The sequence below is a fragment of the Bradyrhizobium sp. JR4.1 genome, from assembly GCF_040548605.1.
Taxonomy (GTDB): domain Bacteria; phylum Pseudomonadota; class Alphaproteobacteria; order Rhizobiales; family Xanthobacteraceae; genus Bradyrhizobium; species Bradyrhizobium canariense.
The window spans coordinates 40,285-59,821 of record NZ_JBEPRY010000007.1; the positions used below are offsets into that span (position 1 = coordinate 40,285).

Sequence of the window (19,537 nt, forward strand, 5' to 3'; positions counted from 1 at the left end):
CCTCCGCTGAACGTTTCGTTGGTTAGTTGAACTTCAATTCGTCGGCGCCAATCTCGGCGAGATACGGCGCAAGCAGGTCCGGAGTGACATCCTCGATGCGGGGCGGCGACCAGGTCGGATTGCGATCCTTGTCGATCACGGCGGCGCGCACGCCTTCGCGAAAGTCGTCGCTGCGGAAAACTTCCAGCGCAGCGCGATATTCGCGCACCAGGCATTCTTCCAGGCTCGACGCGGTGCGCCCGAGCCGCAGCAGCTTGAGCGTCACCACCATGCCGCGCGGCGATTTTTCGTTGAGCCTCTTCAATGTCGCCAGCGCGAACTCGGAACCGTCGCGCTTCAGCGCGGCAAAAATGTCTTCCATGCGGTCGAAGCCGAACAGTGCGTCGATCGCCGGCTCCTTTGCGGCGACCGGCCCCGCGGTCTCCCCCGTCGCAAAACCGTTGATGAGCTTGCTGACATCGGCCGCGGTGACGCCCTGGCGAACCTTGGTCAGCGCGTCGCGCAACTCGGGCCATTTGGCCGCCGGTACCTCCGCATCGGCAAACCTGGCGTGGATCGCATCGGGGCCGTTCATGGTCTGGCCGGTCAGGCCAAAATAAGTGCCGATCTCGCCCGGCGAGCGTGACAACAGCCAGGTGCCGCCGACGTCGGGAAAGAAACCGAGCCCGACCTCGGGCATCGCAAGCCTGGTGCGGTCGGTGACGATGCGATGGCTCGCATGCGCCGAGAGTCCGACGCCGCCGCCCATCACAATGCCGTCCATGAAGGCGACATAGGGTTTCGGGAATTTCTTGATCCGGGCGTTGAGGATGTACTCTTCTCGCCACAGAATCTTGCCGAGATCGCCGTCGACCTTCGAGCTCTCCCAGAGCGCGCGAATGTCGCCGCCGGCACACAGGCCGCGCTCGCCGGCACCTTCCAGCACGATCACGGCAACGGCTGGATCGGCCTCAAAACGGTCGAGCGCCTTATCGATGTCGCGAAACATCTCCAGCGTCACGGCGTTGATCGCCTTGGGGCGGTTGAGCCTGACAATGCCGGCCGAGCCCTCGACCCGTGCGACCAGATCGCCCTCCTCCACTCCACTCATCGTGCGCCCTCGATCAATTTGCGCGCCACGATCAGCCGCATGATTTCATTGGTGCCTTCGAGGATCTGGTGCACGCGCAAATCGCGCACGATCTTCTCGATGCCGTATTCGCTGAGATAGCCGTATCCGCCATGAAGCTGGAGCGCCTGGTTGGCGACCTCAAAGCCGACATCGGTGCCGAAGCGTTTGGCCATCGCGCAGAGCATGGTGGCGTCGGGGTCCTTGCGATCCAGCGCGGCGGCGGCACGCCACAGGAACGTGCGTGCGGCCTCGAGTTCGATCGCCATGTCGGCGAGCTTGAATTGCAGCGCCTGGAATTCGTCGAGACGCTTGCCGAACGCTTTGCGCTCTTTCATGTAGGCGCGCGCCTTGTCCAGCGCGGTCTGCGCGCCGCCGAGCGAGCAGGCCGTGATGTTCAGACGGCCGCCGTCGAGGCCGGCCATCGCGATCTTGAAGCCGACACCCTCCTCGCTCAAGCGATTGGCGACCGGCACGCGGGCGTTCTCGAAGATCACGGCGCGGGTCGGCTGCGCGTTCCAGCCCATCTTGCGCTCGTTGGCGCCGAACGAGACGCCCGGCGTCTTGCCGTCGATCACCAGCGTCGAGATGCCGCCGGGGCCATCGCCGCCGGTGCGCACCATCGCGACCAGCAGATCGGTGCCGCCAGCGCCGGAGATGAACTGTTTCTGGCCGTTGAGGACGTAATGATCGCCGTCGCGCACGGCACGGGTGCGGAGCGCTGCCGCGTCCGAGCCGGCGCCCGGCTCGGTCAGGCAGTAGCTCGCGATCAGCTCCATGGTGCAGAGCTTGGGCAACCATTTGTGGCGCTGGGTGTCGCTGCCGTAGGCATCGATCATCCAGGACGCCATGTTATGGATGGAGATGAAGGCCGAGGTGGTCGGACAGCCCGTCGCCAGCGCCTCGAAGATCAGCGCCGCCTCGAACCGCGACATCGCGGAGCCGCCGACATCGTCGCGGATATAGATGCCGCCCATGCCAAGCGCTGCTGCCTCGCGCATCACTTCGACGGGAAAATGCTTCTCCTCGTCCCAGCGCAGCGCGAACGGCGCGATCTTTTCCGCCGCAAACGCCAATGCCATGTCGCGAACCGCGATCTGATCCTCGTTCAGAGCGAACTGCATGATGGGCTGCTCACTGTTCTCGTCATTGCGAGGAGCGAAGCGACGAAGCAATCCAATGTGTCCGAGGAGAAAGTCTGGATTGCTTCGCTACGCTCGCAATGACGGGCTGGGCTACAGCCTTACTTCATCAGCGGGATCGAGAACTCCGCGCCTTCCTTGACACCGGACGGCCAGCGCGAGGTCACCGTCTTGGTCTTGGTGTAGAAGCGGACCGAATCCGGACCGTGCTGGTTGAGATCGCCGAAGCCGGACTTCTTCCAGCCGCCGAAGGTGTAATAGGCGATCGGCACCGGGATCGGCACGTTGATGCCGACCATGCCGACATTGACCTTGGCCGCGAAGTCGCGCGCGGCATCGCCGTCGCGGGTGAAGATCGCAACGCCGTTGCCGTAATCATGCTCCGACGGCAGCGCCAGCGCTTCCTTGTAGTCATGCGCGCGCACGACGGAGAGCACGGGGCCAAAAATCTCTTCCTTGTAGATCCGCATGTCCTTGGTGACGTTGTCGAACAGCGAACCGCCGAGATAGAAGCCATTCTCGTAGCCCTGCATCTTGAAGCCGCGGCCGTCGACCGCGAGCGTCGCGCCTTCCTTGATGCCGATGTCGATATAGCCCTTGACCTTCTCGACCGCCTCGCGCGTCACCAGCGGACCGTAATCGGCGGAAGGATCGATCGAGGTGCCGATCTTGAGCGACTCGACGCGCGGGACCAGCTTTTCCATCAAGCGGTCGGCAGTGGACTTGCCGACGGGGACCGCGACGGACACGGCCATGCAGCGTTCGCCGGCCGAACCGTAACCGGCGCCGATCAGTGCGTCGACCGCCTGGTCCATGTCGGCGTCGGGCATGATGATGGCGTGGTTCTTGGCCCCGCCAAAACACTGGCAGCGCTTCCCGGTCTGGGCGGCGCGTTCGTAGATGTATTGCGCGATCGGCGTGGAGCCGACGAAGCCGACGGCCTTGATATCGGGATCGTCGAGGATGGCGTCGACCGCTTCCTTGTCGCCGTTGACGACATTGAGGATGCCGGCCGGCAGGCCCGCCTCGATCATCAGTTCCGCGAGCATCATCGGCACGCCGGGATCGCGCTCCGACGGCTTCAGGATGAAGGCGTTGCCGCAGGCAATCGCAGGCGCGAACTTCCACATCGGGATCATCGCCGGAAAATTGAATGGCGTGATGCCGGCGACGACACCGAGCGCCTGGCGCATCGAGTAGATGTCGATGCCGGGGCCGGCGCCTTCGGTGTATTCGCCCTTCATCAGATGCGGGATGCCGCAGGCGAATTCCGCCACTTCGAGGCCGCGCTGGATGTCGCCCTTGGCGTCAGGAACGGTCTTGCCATGCTCGCGGGCGAGCAGTTCGGCCAGTTTGTCGTAGTCGCGCTGCACCAGCTCAACGAACTTCATCATGACGCGGGCGCGGCGCTGCGGGTTGGTCGCAGCCCATTCCGGCTGAGCAGCGCGGGCGTTTTCCACGGCGGCGCGGACCTCGGCCTTGGACGCCAGCGCCACCTTGGCCTGGACGTCACCGGTCATCGGCTCGAAAACGTCGGCGGTGCGGCCCGAGGTGCCCTTGACCTCCTTGCCACCAATGAAATGTCCGACTGAACGCATGGAACGGTCTCCTTAAGGCGAGCTTGAACGCTTTGACAAATCCTATCGACCTGCATTTTATAGGATTCAAGTCTGAGATAATGCACCATAGATGTGCGAAAATGCTGGATCAAGGCGCTATCGACTGGGATGACTTCCGCTTCGTGCTGGCCATCGTGCGGGGCGGCTCGGTTTCGGCTGCGGCAAAGCAGCTCGGCGTGGACCATGCTACCGTGATCCGCCGCGTGGACCGGCTAGAAAAGCACCTCTCGGCCAAGCTGTTTGACCGGCGCAAGACCGGCTACTTGCTGACAGAGTCGGGCCAGCGCGTCGCCGACAGCGCGGAAGCCATGGAATCGACCATCGTCGCCAACCAGGAGCAGGTCGGTGGCTCGGTGGCGCGGCTGACCGGCACGGTGCGGATCGGCGCCCCCGACGGCTTCGGGACCGCCTTCCTGGCGCCGCGGCTCGCTCAGTTCGCCGACCGGTATCCCGACCTCGATTTGCAGCTGGTCGCGACCGCACGGCTGTTCAGCCTCTCCAAGCGCGAGGCCGATATCGCCATCAGCCTGACCATGCCGAAGGAAGGCCGCATCGTCGGCCGCAAGCTGCTCGACTACCGCCTCGGACTCTATGCCGCGCCCGCCTATCTCGACCGCTTCCCGAAAATCACCTCGCGCGAGGTCCTGCCGCAGCATCGCTTCGTCGGCTATATCGAGGAGCTGTTGTTCACGCCCGAGCTCGACTATCTGCCGCAGGTGTCGACCAAGATCTCCGCACGCTTGCGTAGCGCCAATCTGATCGCGCAACTCAACGCCACGCTCGCCGGTTTCGGTATTGCGGTGCTGCCGCACTTCATGGCGGCCGACTATCCGAAGCTGATTGCGGTGCTGGCGGAAGAGGTCTCGATCACCCGCACCTTTTGGATGCTGATGCACGCCGACAGCAAGGACCTGGCGCGGATCCGCGCGGTGGCGGATTATATTTCCGAGATTGTGGAGCGCGAGCGGACGTTGTTTGCGGGGCGGACTTCGTAGGGTGGGTTACGCCTTCGGCTAACCCACCCTACACATTCAACGGCACCTCGGCCTAACTCTGCTTCGGCTTCTTCGCAACCGCAGCAGCCTTCGGCTCACGCCGCGCGCCGTCCAGCGCACTGTCCTTGCCAGTCTTCAGCACCTCGTCCGACAGCTCGCTCGACCCGGCGATGCGCGCCAGCAACATGGTGCCGGCCATGGTCGCCAGGGTCGCGATCGCCTGCTTGCGCGCAGCCTTGCGCGGCAGATTCGGGATGAAGTCCGTGATCATCTCGATCATTTCGTCGAGCTTGCCGGCAAAGGCCTTTCGCGTCTTCGGGCTCTCCCGGGCGATCTCGGCGCCGAGCGCGGGGATCGAGCAGCCGTGACCGGGGTTGTCGCGATGCACCGTGGAGAGATAGGTCTCGACGATCTGATTGAGCTGCTTCTCCGGCGCGACCTGATCGGACTGCTTGCGCCAGTGCTCCATCGAGCGATCCATGGCGTAGTCGAACGCCTCGATCACCAGCGCCTCGCGGGAATTGAAATGGGCATAGAAGCCGCCATGGGTCAGGCCCGCCTCCTTCATGAGGTCGGCGACACCGATGCCGTGGGCACCCTTTTCGCGCAGCCGCACGGAAGCCTTCTTCACGATGCGGTCGTGGGTTTCCTGCTTGTGTTCCCGGGAATAGCGCATGCGGATCTCATTGAATGTCGGAGGTCATCTAATAACACGGATATCGGTCGGACGGCGCATTAATTCCCGGTAAAATTGTTGCCGATCATGGAAAAGGTCGCCGTTGCGTGCACCGCAAGCGCCCCCTTACCGTCGCGGACGAAGCCCTCGGCGTAGCTGGTCTGGCGTCCCAGCTTGATCACCTTGCCTTCGGCGGCGATCAGCCCCGACCGAACCGAAAGCGGACGCAGGAAGGTCATTTTTAGATCGAGGGTGACGGAGCCCTGCCCGGGCTCCAGCCGGGTCGAGATCGCACACCCCATGGCGGTGTCGATCAGCGCGGCGGCTGTGGCTCCGTGCAGGAGCCCGATGGTGTTTTCGAGATCCTCGCGCGGCTCGAGTTCCATGACGATCCGGCCCGGCTCGACCACGGCCATGACGAAGCCGATCAACTTGGCAAAGGGTGGCGGCGGCAGCCTTCCGTCGCGGATGCCCAGCATCGCATCCATGCCTGACAGGCCCATCGCCACTTTCGCAACCGGCGCAGGCACCTGCCACTCCACCACACGCTCGCGCCGCTGCGCGGGCGAAAACAGGTCGAGTTGATCGACGTTGGTCATCGCGGCCTCTTTGTATGATTTTCATCATACTATGCTGCGGACTTCGCGCTGGCAACTCCCTCCCGCCCGCTTGACAAGCATGCGTTTCGGCCCGGAAGTGTGATCCGACCGGCGTATTCGCACGTCCACGAAACCCAGAGATCCCCTCATGGAAATGCTCAACCACCACTGCGGCGCGACGCGCGATGCGCGCGGCGTGGTTCATGTCACGATCTGCAACGCCGGCTCGCTGAACATCTTGGGCTCGCCCGTCACCGATGCGGTGCGCGAAGGCTTGCAGCAGCTCTCGTCCGACCGCAGCATCCGGGTTGCGGTGCTGCGCGGCCAGAGCGAGAAGAGCATGATCGGCGGCGCCGACATCAAGGAGATGGCCAGGCTCGACCAGAAGTCCGCCGAAGCCTTCATCAGCCGCCTGCGCGACCTCTGCGAGGCCGTGCGCGCCTTCCCGGCTCCCATGATCGCGCGCATGCCCGGCTGGTGCCTCGGCGGCGGGCTCGAAGTCGCTGCCGCCTGCGATTTCCGGATCGCAGCCCATGATGCGCATTTCGGCATGCCGGAGGTGCGCGTCGGCATTCCCTCAGTGATCCATGCCGCGCTGCTGCCGCGTCTGATCGGCTGGGCCCGCGCGCGCTGGCTGGTGATGACCGCTGAGAACATCGACGCGGCGACGGCTCTGGCGTGGGGACTGGTCGACAAGGTCGCGCCGGAGGGCGGGCTCGATGCCGAGGTCGAGCACCTCGTGAAGGCCCTTCTCGAATGCGGCCCCGAGGCGCTGCGCTCGCAGAAAGCACTACTGCGACAATGGGAGGAGCTGCCGCTGACGGAATCGGTGAATTTGAGCGTCAAGGTGTTCGGCGAGTCGTTCCTGACGGACGAGCCGACGCGACTGATGGGCGCGTTCGTGAATCGGAAGCGGTAGGGCCATCAGCAACGATGTCATGCCCCGCGAAGGCGGGGCATCCAGTACGCCGCGCGCCATCGGTTCAGTCACAACTGCCTCGGCGTACTGGATCGCCCGCCTGCGCGGGGCATGACAGCAAGTTGTGGGACAACCTCGTCCGATCGAACGAGCAAATCTCATCTGAGCCACGACAATTTCTCATGCCGGACGCGGTTGCATTTTTTGCGCCGCATCATATGATGATCATAATCTTACATACCCGACATCATAGGGAGTCTCCACCATGGCCGAAGCCGCCGATCCCGTCGTCATCGTCTCCGCCGTCCGTAGCCCGCTCGGCCGCTTCATGGGCGAGCTGTCGCCGCTCCCCGCGCACAAGCTCGGATCGCACGTGATCGGCGCGGCACTCGAGCGTGCCAAGCTTGCGCCGGAGAAGGTCGACGAGGTCTTCATGGGCTGCGTCCTTCCCGCGGGCCAAGGCCAGGCCCCGGCGCGCCAGGCTGCGCGTGCCGCCGGCTTGCCCGACGCCACCGGGGCCACCACCGTCAACAAGGTCTGCGGCTCCGGCATGAAAGCGACCATGCTGGCGCACGACATCATTCGCGCCGGCTCGGCCGAGATCGTCGTCTCCGGCGGCATGGAAAGCATGAGCAATGCGCCGTATCTGCTCGCCAAGGCGCGCGGCGGCTACCGCGCCGGCCACGACCGCATCATCGACCACATGATGATGGACGGCCTCGAAGACGCCTACGAGACCGGCCGCTCCATGGGCGATTTCGGCGAGGCTACCGCCGAAGCCTATCAGTTCACCCGCAAGGACCAGGACGCCTATGCGATGGAAACATTGGGCCGCGCGCGCAAGGCGGTCGAGGGCGGCGCGTTCAAGGCCGAGATTGCGCCGATCACGCTGAGCGAGAAGGCAGGTCCCCGCATCGTTGCCAATGACGAGCATCCGCTGAAGGTCGATCCCGCAAAGATCCCGGGGCTAAAGCCGGCGTTCCGCGCCAACGGCACCATCACGCCGGCGGCCTCCTCCGCCAACGCCGACGGCGCCGCCGCGCTGGTGCTGACGAAGCGCTCGCTCGCCGATCGCAGCGGCCTGCCGGCTCTCGCCGAGATCAAGGGCCACGCCACCCACAGCCAGGAGCCGCAATGGTTCACCACGGCGCCGATCCCGGCGATCCGCAAGCTGCTCGACAAGATCGGCTGGAGCGCCGGCGATGTCGATCTGTTCGAGATCAACGAAGCCTTCGCCGTGGTGGCGATGGCGGCCCAGCGCGATCTCGGCATTCCCCGCGACAAGCTCAACATCAACGGCGGCGCCTGCGCGCTCGGCCATCCCATCGGCGCCACCGGCGCACGGCTGATCGTGACGCTGCTGCATGCGCTCGAGGCGCGAAACCTCAAGCGCGGCGTGGCGGCGCTCTGCATCGGCGGCGGCGAAGCCACCGCGATCGCGGTGGAGCGCCTGACGCACTGACGTGAAAGTCCGGAAATGAGGGAACTCCGTCATTTCAGACAGACGGGTCCCGTGCCATCCTGCAAACTCGCGCAGGTGTTTCAAATCCTGCCCATCAAGATTGAGGCCCAATGATCTCGAACTGGCTCGCGGCAACGCTCGGCCGCCGCAATATCCACTACGGCTGGGTGATGGTCGGCGTGACCTTCCTCACCGCGCTGATCAGCGCCGGCACGGTCGGCGCGCCCGGCGTGTTCATCGTTCCGCTTCAGAAAGAGTTCGGCTGGAGCACGGCGGAGATCTCCTCGGCGCTGTCGATCCGCTTCATCCTGTTCGGACTGATGGCGCCGTTCGCGGCTGCCCTGCTCAACCGCTACGGCCTGCGCAACGTCACCCTGACCGCACAGCTCATCGTGGTCTCGGCGCTGGTGCTCTCGCTCGGCATGACAGAGGTCTGGCAGCTCGTCGCGCTGTGGGGCGTCGTGATCGGGATCGGCACCGGCATGACTGCGCTGGTGCTGGGCGCCACCATCGCGACGCGCTGGTTCGCGGCGCGGCGCGGCCTCGTCGTCGGCATCATGACCGCGAGCGTCGCCACCGGTCAGCTCGTGTTCCTGCCGCTGCTGGCAAGCCTGACCGAACGTTTCGGCTGGCGGCTTGCGCTCGGTTTTGTTTGCATCGCGCTCGGTGTTTCTGCCCTGGCGGTCCTGCTCGCGATGCGCGACCGTCCGAGCGATCTGGGCCTGCGCCCGTTTGGCGACGAAGGCACCACACCCCTGCCCGCGCCGCCCGTCAGCCATGGCTCGATCACCGGCGTTGCACTCGGCACGCTGCGCGACGCCTCGAAGAGCAGCGCGTTCTGGGTCCTGTTTGCGACGTTCTTCGTCTGCGGTGCATCCACCAATGGCCTGGTGCAGGTGCATCTGATTCCGATGTGCCTCGATTTCGGCATCCCGCAGGTGCAGGCCGCGGGCTTGCTGGCCGCGATGGGCATCTTCGACTTCTTCGGCACCATCATGTCGGGCTGGCTGTCGGACCGCTACGACAACCGCTATTTGCTGTTCTGGTATTACGGCCTGCGCGGGCTCTCGCTGATCTTCCTCCCCTTCAGCGATTTCTCGTTCTATGGGCTCTCGATCTTCGCGATGTTCTATGGGCTCGACTGGATCGCAACCGTACCGCCCACGGTGCGCCTCACCGCGCAGAAATTTGGGCCCGAGCGCGCCAATCTGGTGTTCGGCTGGATCTTTGCCGGCCACCAGCTCGGTGCAGGCACCGCCGCCTTCGGGGCCGGTTTCTCGCGGACGGTCTATCAGAGCTACCTGCCCGCCTTCTTCATCGCCGGCGCGCTCTGCGTGTTCGCCTCGCTGATCGTGCTGACGCTCTCGCGACAACCGAAGCCAAAGCCGCAAGCCGCGATGGCTTAGTACCTGATCGTGGTGGTGACGCCGAAGACCGCGGCGTCACCAATCCGCGCAACACCGCTCGGGTCGTCCGGATTCGGGATGCCGCCCGAGGGACGGAACACATATTGGAAGTACGGCGCGATCAGCCAGCCCGGCTTGATGTGCGCCTCATAGATCATCTCGATCAGGGTCTCGTTGCTGCGCACTGGGCTCTGGATGCCCGTGAAGAATTGGGTATCGACGTCGAGGTTGCGCGCGGAGTTCGAGATGCGCATGTAGGCCGCCGCCACGCCGACGCGATCGAGCGGACGACCGGATACGAAGCCGACAAAGCCGATGCCGCCGTCGAGATAGAGATCGATCAGGTTGCGGTCCGGCGGGCTGTAGGCGATGCGGCCGAACGCGGTGACACCCGGGATCGAGGCCGAAGTGGTGCTCTCCCTGACCTCCGGCGGCCGGTACAGCACCTGCTCGATCACCGCGAAGATACCGTAATTGCCGCGAAGCTTTGCCGGAATGCCGCTGCCGTCGGGATCGGCGATCGACCGCCCATCCGTGGCGAAGCGCTGACTGTCGAACGAGCCATAATGCTTCCAGGCGCCCGGCGTAAAATTGCCGGCGAGCGAACGGCCGCCGATATCGAGGTCGTAGTTGAAGCGGACCTGCCCGATCACCCAAGGCGGGTCGTTGACGCGGAAGGCAAGACCATGATGGTCGCGCAGCTGCGGATCCTGATTGCCCGGGCCTGACGGATCGCCATTGAACACTGCGCCGAACAGGGTGACCTGGTCCGACAGCGCGGCCTTGATGCGAATGCCGGGGACCGCGATCGGCGGCGCCGGGCCGCCGGCCGGGAGGTTCGAGGCCTTGATCGCGGGCCAGCCGAAGGTGCCGTTGATGAAGAGATCGTCGGTCTGGCTGTCGAAAAACTCGACATCGGCGGCCTGCTGGCCGGCCCTGATGTTCAAGCGGTCGTTGAAGAAGCTCTGCTCGAAATAGGCATTGTAGAGCCGCTGGTCCGGCAACGCCTCGATCTCGCTGATGGTCGCGAGATTCATGATGCAGTTGCGACTGAGGCCTCGCCCGTAGATCACGAACGCGTTGGCGTAGAAGCGGCCGCCGCTCCAGCCGACCAGCTTGTCGAGATCGGCATCGACCGAAAGATCGAGCCGGCCGAAATGGATAGCGCCGCGCCTAACGCCGCCGGACAAATTGCCAATGTTGTCGGCGATGTAGGCGGCGCCGAAATTCAGGCCCTTGTTGGCGAGGCCGTCATGCCACTCGTTGAACCATTTTGGAGCTAGCCACTCCGCCGCGTTCTCGTCCTTGGCGCCGGCCAGCGCGCTGGTGCTCGCGATCGTCCAGGCCAGCACAATCGCGGCCGCATTTCGCAGCGGAAATAGATGTGCGGTCCCGATCACGGCTGATACCGACCGGCGTGCTTTACTTGAAGATACCGGTACGCCGCATGAAGAGATAGGCCGCGCCGACTGACGAGGCCATCAGGAGAGCCGCCCAGAAAAATCCACTCTCGACCTCGGTCAGAGGCAGGCCCTTGGTGTTCATGCCGAAAATGCCGGTGATCAGCGTCGGCGGAAGCAGCAGCGAGGTCACGATCGAGAGCGTGTGGAGGTGGTTGTTGCTTTGCTCCTCGTTCTTGAAGCGCAGCTCCTCCTCGAGCAGGCGGCTGCGTTCGCGCAGCTCCACGATGTCGTGGTCGAGGCCGTCCAGCCGCTGCGCCAGCTTGCCGGCCTGGATACGCAGGTCCGGCGAAAGGTGGTCGGTGTTCTTCTGGTCGAGGCGATGGAACAGCGTACGCAGGCCGGTGAGCTGGCGATGCAGCCTGACGCAGGTCCGGCGCAGCCGGCCAAGATTGCGGCGCATCTCCGGCTTGGCCTCGTCGGCCAGAATCCGCTCCTCGATCTCGTCGATCTCCTGACCGAGCTTATCGGCCATCCTATCAAGCGTGTCGGCGACCTCATCGACGATCTTTTCGAGGAGATGGGCGACGTTGTCGACGCGGTAGCCGCCTTCGAGCACCCGGCGTGTCGCATCCGCCGAGCACAGCGCCTGATGGCGGCCGCTGATCAGGAGCCGCTCGGTCATGGCGAAGCGCAGGAACGCGGTCTCCTCCGTCGCGCTGCCGATGTCGCGCACGAGGTCGGAGAACACGCCGTAGACGCAGTGGTCGATGACGTGAAGCTGCTGGAAGGTGTCGTTGGACAGCAAGAGCTCGCGCGCGAGCGGCGGCAGCTGTGACGCGGCGATCCACGGCCGTGCGCGCGTGTCCGTGAGGTTGAAATGCAGCCAGAGCCGGCCGTCATGACTGAACTCGATCGGCTGGTCGATCGGCAGCGCCTCGGCGCCGCCGTCGCTGTGGAGGCGGAATGCCCACACCAGGCCGGGAATGCAAGGCACGGAATCCGATATCGCGCTGACAAGCTTAGCCGGCTCGGCCATACCAACTCCCACCGTCAACGAATGCCCCGCTCCGGAAGATGGCTGACGGCATCTTCCGGACCTTCGCGGGTACTCAATTACGGCATTGTTACAGTTTGATGATGACGCCCTACTCGGCGGCCAGCCCGGTAGTGGCCAACTCGGCTTCCCTGATGTAGTCGTGCACGACGCGGCCGAACGGCAGCGTCAGGTCGGCGATGTAATGATGCGCGCCGAGGCAGCGGCGGACCGGGAAATCGGCGACGGGCGCATTGACATGCGGCACCAGATGCAGCCGGCCGGGCCCCATCCAGGAGCCCTTCGGCACGATGTCGATGAGGTTGATCGCGACCAGTTGGCAGATCTCGAGGCGGCCGTCGACGCCGGGGATCATCTTCAGATTGATCTGCGTTTTCGACAGCGTCGCCCGGGTCAGATCGCCGTTGCCGGCCATGCTCTCGTGCTTGTAGCCCATCGTGCCCATGGCGACGAGTTGGCCGGCATATTCCAGCGTGCCCGTCAGCGTGTCTTTGACGATCTCGAGTTTGGGATGAGCGTATTTCTTGGGAAAGCCCCATATCTCGCGGCCGGCGGCGATCGGCGGATCATCGTCCAGATACATCTGCGAGACGAAGTTGACCTCCTCGCCGTGCAAGCGCGCGGGGATGACGAGGCCGGACTCGGTGTAGCTGCCGAAGCCGGAGGAGTCCGGCATTCTGATCCATTCGTAGTGCACGACCGGCTGGTCAATCGGCTCCAGCGGCTCCGGCAAGCCGGCGCGGATCAGGTTCGGATCGGTCTCGTAGGTGATGACGAGGAATTCGCGGTCAACAAAGCGATAGGGCCCGGCCGGATAGCTCGGCCCGGCCGCCGGCATGGACGGAAGTCTCAGCAGCTCTTCCCTGCGCATCGCTGGTCTCCTCTAGTGGCGCTCACGTGATGCCCGCCCGGCAGCGTCAGGCGGCGATGCAGATTGCTAGCCGCCGTCATTGACTTCGATGTGAAGGATTTCCGTCAGCCGCACGACCGCAGCCATTCCCAAGGCGGTCATGGTGCATGCAAGCGATGCATCGGCGCCAGAATGTCATCACGCCGTCACCGCCCGACGCAATCGTTTGGCCTCTGTCATTGAAGCATGATCTCCATGCTTGCCAGGAGGCACACCATGGACGCCCGAACGTCGCAACCGGCTCATCAGACGCATCAGCCTCCCGCACGAGGCTGGCGGCCCGAGCGCTGCGACCGCGTTGCGCTGGTGCTGCAAGGTGGCGGCGCGCTCGGCGCGTACCAGGCCGGCGTCTACCAGGCGCTGCACGAGGCCGGCATCGAGCCCGACTGGGTCTGTGGCGTCTCGATCGGCGCGATCAACTCCGCCATCATCGCGGGCAACAAGCCGGAGAAGCGGCTCGAGGCGCTGCGCATCTTCTGGGAGCGCATCACCAACCGCAAGATCTGGCACTACACGCCTGACGGAGACATCTTCCGCCAGTGGCGCAATCTCACCAGCGCGTGGATGACGTCGGCGATGGGCCAACCGGGCTTCTTCAGCCCGCATCAGGTCAATCCCTGGCTGAGCCCGGTCGGCGCCCGGACCGCCACCAGCTATTACGACACGATGCCGCTGAAAGAGAGCCTGCTCGAGCTCGTCGACTTCGACCTCATCAACGAGAAGAAGGTTCGCTTCGCGGTGGGCGCCGTGAACGTGCTCTCCGGCAATTTCATCTATTTCGACAATTCCCACGACGAGATCGAGCCGGAGCACATCATGGCTTCCGGCGCCCTGCCGCCGGCACTGCCGATGGTGCGGATCGGCACCGATCATTTCTGGGACGGCGGCATCGTCTCCAACACGCCGCTTCAGCACCTGCTCGACCAGGAAGACGCGCTCAATTCGCTGGTGTTCCAGGTCGACCTGTTCAGCGCACGCGGCGTGCTGCCGCGCTCGATCCAGGACGTGATGGCCCGCCACAAGGACATCATGTATTCCTCGCGCACCCGCCACAACACCGACGTCTACCGCCGCACCCACAACCTCAAGGTCCTGCTCTACAAGGCCTTGGCCAAGCTGCCCGACGAGCAGCTCTCCGAGGAGGAGCGCAAACTCAAGTCGAGCCTGCGCCACATGCCTGAGATCGCGATCCTGCATCTGATCTACCAGCAGAAGGCCTATGAGGGCGACGCCAAGGACCACGAATTCTCGGGCACCTCGATGCGCGAGCACTGGACCTCCGGCTACGAAGACACCAAGCGCACCCTCAAGCGCCGCGACTGGATCAAGATGCCCGACGAAGGCATGGGCCTCGTGGTGCACGACGTGCACCGGGAGACGGAGAGCGCGTAGCTCTATCGTCCCGTCGCGATCACCCAATTCCCGTTCCCGGCTTGCAGGCACACTTTCGCATTCTCGCGGCTCATTTTGCCCGAGCTTTGCTCTAGTCTTAGCACCCTCTCGAAAGAAAGGGCGCAGGGAAGGCCGGGCGCCGGCTGGCACCCGTAGTCCCGTGTGCGAGCAAGACGCGCACGGGGTGGACGACAGGTGACGCCGGCAACCGGCCTTCCCTGCGCGAATGGTTTTACGGCTTATGACGCGCTCTCCCCGGGGAGCGATGCACTATTGCCCCCGTCGCCTTGCGGATGGCTGATGTGCTGACCCGGTTGGGCAGAGCATCACCACAAGACTTGACGCACAGACCCCGGGCGTCAGGACCACACGATTTTGCCGTCCGCGCACCTCCCCGCCCCTGTCCTCGATGCCTGGCGTGCGCTCGCCATCGAGACCGAACGAGGAGGCTGTCAGCGCCGTGTCGTACCGCGTGTGCAGCTGCTCACGGGAAAACCCGCCCTGCAGCCTGCCCAGCGCGTCGACGCAGTCGCGGCCACCGCCTCCCGGCCCACGTCTCGTGACGATCGCGAAACGCCCTTGTAGCAGGCTGGGATGCGCGCAAACTACGCCTTATCCGAACTTCTGTAAATACGAATATTACTTCAGTGCGGGGTTGACAAGGTGTTTCGCGCGATGGCGCACCAGGTCTCGTGACGCACCTGTCGCCCGGCGTCTCAAGCGACCGAACCGCCGCGCGGGTTGACGATCGTGTAGCCACGCAATGAACGCGCATGCATTCGCGTCGCGTGTCCGCCCGAGTTGGCGTCGTAAGCCAGCCAGGTATCCCCGCTTAGGTGTTGCTCGAGGACGAACACATGTCCGTGTCGGGCTGCGACCATTCCCGGTGCGGGTGATGTCCGCGGGAAGCGCAGCCAGTTCGTGCAAGATTCAATTCCGGCACGATACGGCCGAACACGCGCAGAGCAGCCCCGCAGCCGCAGAAGGAGGAAGGGCAACCTGCGGGACGACTACCGACGATGCGACCGCCCGAGAGGCTCGCCGTCGCGGCGCCGCCTGCGTCGGCCGCTGTCAGTTGCGTCGCGCGATAGGATTGGAGTGAGGACCTGGGAGTTAGGAACGACCTGGAAGTCCTCTCACGGCGCGTTTGCGAATACGAGAAGTCGCAGGGCATCGTGACGTTGCATTCGGCTGCTTGATGAATGCGATAGGGCCGTGCTTCAGAAGCGACGAAACTAAAGGCAACGACGAGACACGCGGAAAGAACCGACTTGAACATTGCAGGGCTCCTAGCTGAAGGTCCCTGCCCCTGCAAAGAAACCAATAACAGTTTGGCTGAAATGGTCTCAAATAGCGACTGAAAGTGGCTGCATTTGCGGGCCGATTTTGGCAATCATCACAGCCCAAGCGTAGCGGCGGAAATGTCTAACTCGCAGAGAACGAATGCGTGTCTTCGCAACCGAGAGGCGACCGCGTTGCATTCGTGCGTCGCATTGTTGTACGCCGCGGCACGATGGCCGAGCGCACAATTGCGGAGGGGCGCCCGCAAGCCTTAGCCCCGCCGTTGATTGTCGCGCGAATGGTCAGCCCCGAGTCTTCGCTAAGGCAGATCCTGCGGTTGTCGCAAAGTCCAACTTTGCAGCGCTGAGCGCTGCGGCGAGCTCGTCGATGTGGTAGGGCTTCGACAGGATCCGGATGCCGGCCATTTCGGCGTCGTGAACCGCGGCTTCGGCGTATCCGCTCGTCAGCAGGACCGGGATGTCGCTTCGCCTTCTCTTGATCTCGGACGCGAGTTCGACACCGTTCATGCCGCCCGGCATCATGATATCGGAAAACACCAGATCGACGGAGCGGCCGTCCGCTAGGGCACCGAGAGCCGCCGCGGCACTGGCCGCGCGCGTGACCTGGTAACCGAGCTGCGCAAGCATCTCGCTGACCAGCGCGGCGACCTCGTCGTCGTCTTCGACGAGAAGAACCCGGCCATGATTAGCCCTCTTGGGACGCGCCCTGTTCAGGTCGATGAGATGCCGTTCACCCGAGGGGACATTCCTGGATCGCGGCAAATAGAGCTCAATGCTGGTGCCCTCGTCGACGATCGATTTTATTCGAACCATTCCGCGTGACTGCGTCGCAAATCCGTGGACCTGAGCAAGCCCCAGGCCTGAGCCTTTACCGACGTCCTTGGTCGTGAAGAACGGTTCGAAGACCCGCGCCAGGATCTCGGGGCTCATTCCAACGCCCCTGTCGACCACGGACAGGCGAACGTAATCGCCCGCGATCTCGTCCTCGGCCAGGCCGGCCAAGTTCTCGCCGCGGACAACGATCGTGCCACCGTTCGGCATCGCATCGCGGGCGTTGACCGCCAGATTGAGAATGACCAGTTCGAGCTCCCCCGGATCGACCTCAACCGGCCAAAGCCCCTCTGGAAAATCGAACTCGACGTGAACGTCGCCTCTCAGGCTCCGATCGAGCAATTCGCGCATGCCGCCGATCTGCGCTGGGATGTCGACGGCCTCGGGCCGGAGCTTCTGCCGCCGTGAAAAAGCCAGAAGCTGCCTGGTCAGGCCCGCACCACGCTGCGCCGCCTGAACCATTCCTTCCAACAGACGACGCCGCCGATCAGGATCTGTCTGCCGGTCGAGCATGTCCAATCCGCCGGAGATCACCATCAGCAGATTATTGAAGTCGTGAGCTACTCCGCCGGTCAATTGTCCGATGGCTTCGATCTTCTGGGCCTGACGGAGGGTCTCCTCGACGCGGGCGCGCTCTTCCATTTCGGCCCGCAGATGCTTGTTGGCCTCCTCGAGGGCACGGGTGCGCTCGACCACGAGCTTCTCGAGCTCCTGGGCCGTCCGCTCGCGCGCCTGCAGCAAGGTTCGAATTTCATATTGCCGCCGGCGGGCCCGCATTGCGGATTGAATTGCGCTCGTCAGCGTGATCGGCTGAACCGGGCGCTCGAGCAGCGACACGTTGCGGAGCGTCTCGACGATGCTGCGGCGCCAGGCAACCACCGCCGGCTGCTCGCGGTGGCTGGTGAGAATGACAAAGGGCAGGTCGGACCAGGGCGGCTGCCGCTCGATCCAATGTGCCAGCGGCTGGGTATCCTTTCCGAACAGGCCCTCCTCGGCGAGAAGCACCGCGCCCACGCCCGCCGACATCTCGCTGACCAGTTCAGGCAGACCACGACAATTGATTGCCAGGAGATTCGAATTACGGAAAAGCTCGACCGATGCCGGTCCATCGCGGCCGATCGGAGCAAACACGAGGACGCAATGATCGCGGTCGGCGCTCATTCCGACAGCCCTTCCGGCATCTCCGTGCCCGAGTAACGTGGATTCCCGGAAAAGATGCCGCTGAACCCGCTCAGCGGAGGACCTACCGTGATGCCGGCACTGCCAAGACGAAACTCGCGGATGGAATTTTCATGATTGCCGCTGCGCTTCTTCACGACCGAGAGGGCCCGCCGCACCGCTCCGCCGACTTCGAAATAGCGCAGCATGAGCACGGCATCGCTCAAATAGCTGATATCGAGAGCCGTCTCCATCGGACCGACCAGCCCATGCTGAGCGAGGATCAGGACGGTCAGCACGCCTTTCTGCCCGAGATAGCTCAGCAGCTCGTGCATCTGGAGGATGAGAAATCGCTCATCCGGCATTGCGTTGAGGTAGCCGTTCAGACTGTCGATGATAACAATTCGGGCGTTATCCTTTTCGACGCTGTTGCGCACATTGGCGGCGAATTCGCCGGGCGACATCTCGGCGGGATCGATTTGCTTAAATCGGATGAGTCCCGATTGCAGATGGCTTTCAAGGGGCAGGCCCAGCGTTCGAGCCCGGGCCTCCACCGTACCGCGACCTTCATCGAAGGCAAAGAACACCGCATGCTCACCGCGATCTGCCGCTGCGATCGCATAGGTCAGCGCGAGAGAAGACTTGCCGACACCGGCGGCGCCCAAGAGCAGCGCACTGGTGCCGCGCTCGAGCCCTCCTCCAAGGAGTTGATCGAGTTGCGCATTGCCGCTGGGCGTCAACTCACCAATAAACGAGGTGTGATGTTCCGCTGCCACCAGGCGGGGGAATATCCGCACCCCTCCCGCTTCGATCGTGAAATCGTGGAAGCCGCCGCGAAATCGAATGCCGCGCATCTTGATCACCCGAAGCCGCCGGCGCTCTGCGCCATAATCAATGGCGAGCTGTTCGAGCATCACCACGCCATGCGCGATGGAATGGAGCTGCAGATCGTCCTGGGAGGACGAGAGATCGTCGAGGAGAATGACCGTGCAATTGCGGTTGGTGAAAAAGTGCTTCAGGGCCAGAACCTGGCGCCGGTACCTCAGCGGATTCTGCGCAAGGAGGCGCAGCTCTGACAGGCTGTCCAGCACCACGCGCGCGGGATTGATCCGTTCGACCTCCTTGAATATCAGGCCCGTGGTTTCGCTCAGCTCCATTTCGGCGGGGTGGAAGACGGTAAGCTCGCGCTCCGGATCGAGCGTCGTCTCCGGCGGCACCAGTTCGAAGATGTCGACGCCTTGCAGCGACCAGCCGTGCCGCTGTGCAACCAGCGTCAACTCACGCTTGGTTTCCGACAAGGAGATATAGAGCACGCGTTCACCGCAGCGGGCGCCCTCGAGAAGGAATTGCAGCGCCATTGTGGTCTTGCCCGAGCCGGGCCGGCCCTCGTAGAGGTACATGCGATTGGGATCGAGCCCGCCGTAGAGGATATCGTCGAGACCGTCACTGCCGGTCGAAATCCTGGGCAACTCTCCGGGCTCGCTGGTTTGCGCCCGGCTCGATGAATTGATCATTGAACCCCCGTGAAGCTCCGTCGCCGAAAATGCGCTCCGGCCCCGAGA

At 64.0% G+C, this 19,537-nt stretch carries 15 protein-coding genes; 5 read left to right on the plus strand and 10 right to left on the minus strand.

What is annotated here, in order from left to right:
• Positions 1 to 22: 22 nt before the first annotated feature.
• The 3 genes from ABIB90_RS16750 to ABIB90_RS16760 form a co-directional block, all read right to left on the minus strand.
• The gene (locus ABIB90_RS16750; protein ID WP_219683316.1) at positions 23 to 1,090 is read right to left on the minus strand and encodes an enoyl-CoA hydratase/isomerase family protein; all 1,068 of its coding nucleotides are present in this window, start codon (positions 1,088 to 1,090) and stop codon (positions 23 to 25) included.
• A complete protein-coding gene (locus tag ABIB90_RS16755) occupies positions 1,087 to 2,232 on the minus strand; it encodes an isobutyryl-CoA dehydrogenase (RefSeq protein ID WP_354161440.1) in 1,146 nt (381 codons plus the stop codon). The genes ABIB90_RS16750 and ABIB90_RS16755 overlap by 4 nt, the downstream gene beginning before the upstream one ends.
• A gap of 119 nt (positions 2,233 to 2,351) precedes the next feature.
• Positions 2,352 to 3,848, minus strand: a complete 1,497-nt coding sequence (locus ABIB90_RS16760) for a CoA-acylating methylmalonate-semialdehyde dehydrogenase (protein ID WP_007592262.1) — start codon at positions 3,846 to 3,848, stop codon at positions 2,352 to 2,354.
• Between the two features lie 101 nt (positions 3,849 to 3,949).
• Between ABIB90_RS16760 and ABIB90_RS16765 the strand changes: the two genes are divergently transcribed.
• Positions 3,950 to 4,864: a LysR family transcriptional regulator gene (locus ABIB90_RS16765; RefSeq protein ID WP_354161435.1), complete on the plus strand. Its 915-nt coding sequence runs from the start codon at positions 3,950 to 3,952 to the stop codon at positions 4,862 to 4,864.
• A gap of 52 nt (positions 4,865 to 4,916) precedes the next feature.
• Here ABIB90_RS16765 and ABIB90_RS16770 read toward each other — a convergent pair whose 3' ends face one another.
• Both ABIB90_RS16770 and ABIB90_RS16775 read right to left on the minus strand, forming a co-directional pair.
• Entirely contained in the window at positions 4,917 to 5,540 is a 624-nt protein-coding gene (locus tag ABIB90_RS16770; RefSeq protein WP_354161432.1) for a TetR/AcrR family transcriptional regulator, read from the minus strand.
• 59 nt (positions 5,541 to 5,599) lie between these two features.
• Positions 5,600 to 6,139 (minus strand): PaaI family thioesterase, encoded by a 540-nt coding sequence (locus ABIB90_RS16775; RefSeq protein ID WP_354161429.1) that lies wholly within the window; start codon positions 6,137 to 6,139, stop codon positions 5,600 to 5,602.
• A gap of 148 nt (positions 6,140 to 6,287) precedes the next feature.
• Here ABIB90_RS16775 and ABIB90_RS16780 point away from each other — a divergent pair, with 148 nt between their 5' ends.
• From ABIB90_RS16780 to ABIB90_RS16790, 3 genes are all read left to right on the plus strand, one after another.
• Positions 6,288 to 7,058: an enoyl-CoA hydratase gene (locus ABIB90_RS16780; RefSeq protein ID WP_354161426.1), complete on the plus strand. Its 771-nt coding sequence runs from the start codon at positions 6,288 to 6,290 to the stop codon at positions 7,056 to 7,058.
• A gap of 265 nt (positions 7,059 to 7,323) precedes the next feature.
• Positions 7,324 to 8,520, plus strand: coding sequence for an acetyl-CoA C-acyltransferase (locus ABIB90_RS16785; protein WP_354127912.1), 1,197 nt, complete (start codon positions 7,324 to 7,326; stop codon positions 8,518 to 8,520).
• A 110-nt stretch (positions 8,521 to 8,630) separates the two neighbouring features.
• Positions 8,631 to 9,926, plus strand: coding sequence for an MFS transporter (locus tag ABIB90_RS16790; RefSeq protein ID WP_354161423.1), 1,296 nt, complete (start codon positions 8,631 to 8,633; stop codon positions 9,924 to 9,926).
• Here ABIB90_RS16790 and ABIB90_RS16795 read toward each other — a convergent pair.
• From ABIB90_RS16795 to ABIB90_RS16805, 3 genes are all read right to left on the minus strand, one after another.
• On the minus strand, positions 9,923 to 11,326 hold the full coding sequence (locus ABIB90_RS16795) for a carbohydrate porin (RefSeq protein WP_354161420.1): 1,404 nt from the start codon (positions 11,324 to 11,326) through the stop codon (positions 9,923 to 9,925). The genes ABIB90_RS16790 and ABIB90_RS16795 overlap by 4 nt on opposite strands.
• A gap of 22 nt (positions 11,327 to 11,348) precedes the next feature.
• Complete coding sequence (locus tag ABIB90_RS16800; RefSeq protein ID WP_354161417.1) at positions 11,349 to 12,365, minus strand: transporter; 1,017 nt, start codon at positions 12,363 to 12,365, stop codon at positions 11,349 to 11,351.
• Between the two features lie 109 nt (positions 12,366 to 12,474).
• The gene (locus ABIB90_RS16805; RefSeq protein ID WP_354161414.1) at positions 12,475 to 13,254 is read right to left on the minus strand and encodes an acetoacetate decarboxylase; all 780 of its coding nucleotides are present in this window, start codon (positions 13,252 to 13,254) and stop codon (positions 12,475 to 12,477) included.
• Positions 13,255 to 13,509: 255 nt separating this feature from the next.
• Here ABIB90_RS16805 and ABIB90_RS16810 point away from each other — a divergent pair, with 255 nt between their 5' ends.
• Positions 13,510 to 14,685: a patatin-like phospholipase family protein gene (locus ABIB90_RS16810; protein ID WP_354161411.1), complete on the plus strand. Its 1,176-nt coding sequence runs from the start codon at positions 13,510 to 13,512 to the stop codon at positions 14,683 to 14,685.
• A gap of 1,583 nt (positions 14,686 to 16,268) precedes the next feature.
• On the opposite strand, the gene ABIB90_RS16815 is transcribed toward ABIB90_RS16810, so the two are convergent.
• Positions 16,269 to 17,978 (minus strand): response regulator, encoded by a 1,710-nt coding sequence (locus ABIB90_RS16815; RefSeq protein WP_354161408.1) that lies wholly within the window; start codon positions 17,976 to 17,978, stop codon positions 16,269 to 16,271.
• Positions 17,975 to 19,489 carry an ATPase domain-containing protein gene (locus ABIB90_RS16820; RefSeq protein ID WP_035992861.1) on the minus strand — a complete coding sequence of 505 codons (1,515 nt, stop codon included), beginning with the start codon at positions 19,487 to 19,489 and terminating at the stop codon, positions 17,975 to 17,977. Before ABIB90_RS16820 ends, ABIB90_RS16815 begins: the two co-directional genes overlap by 4 nt.
• Between the last annotated feature and the right edge of the window lie 48 nt (positions 19,490 to 19,537).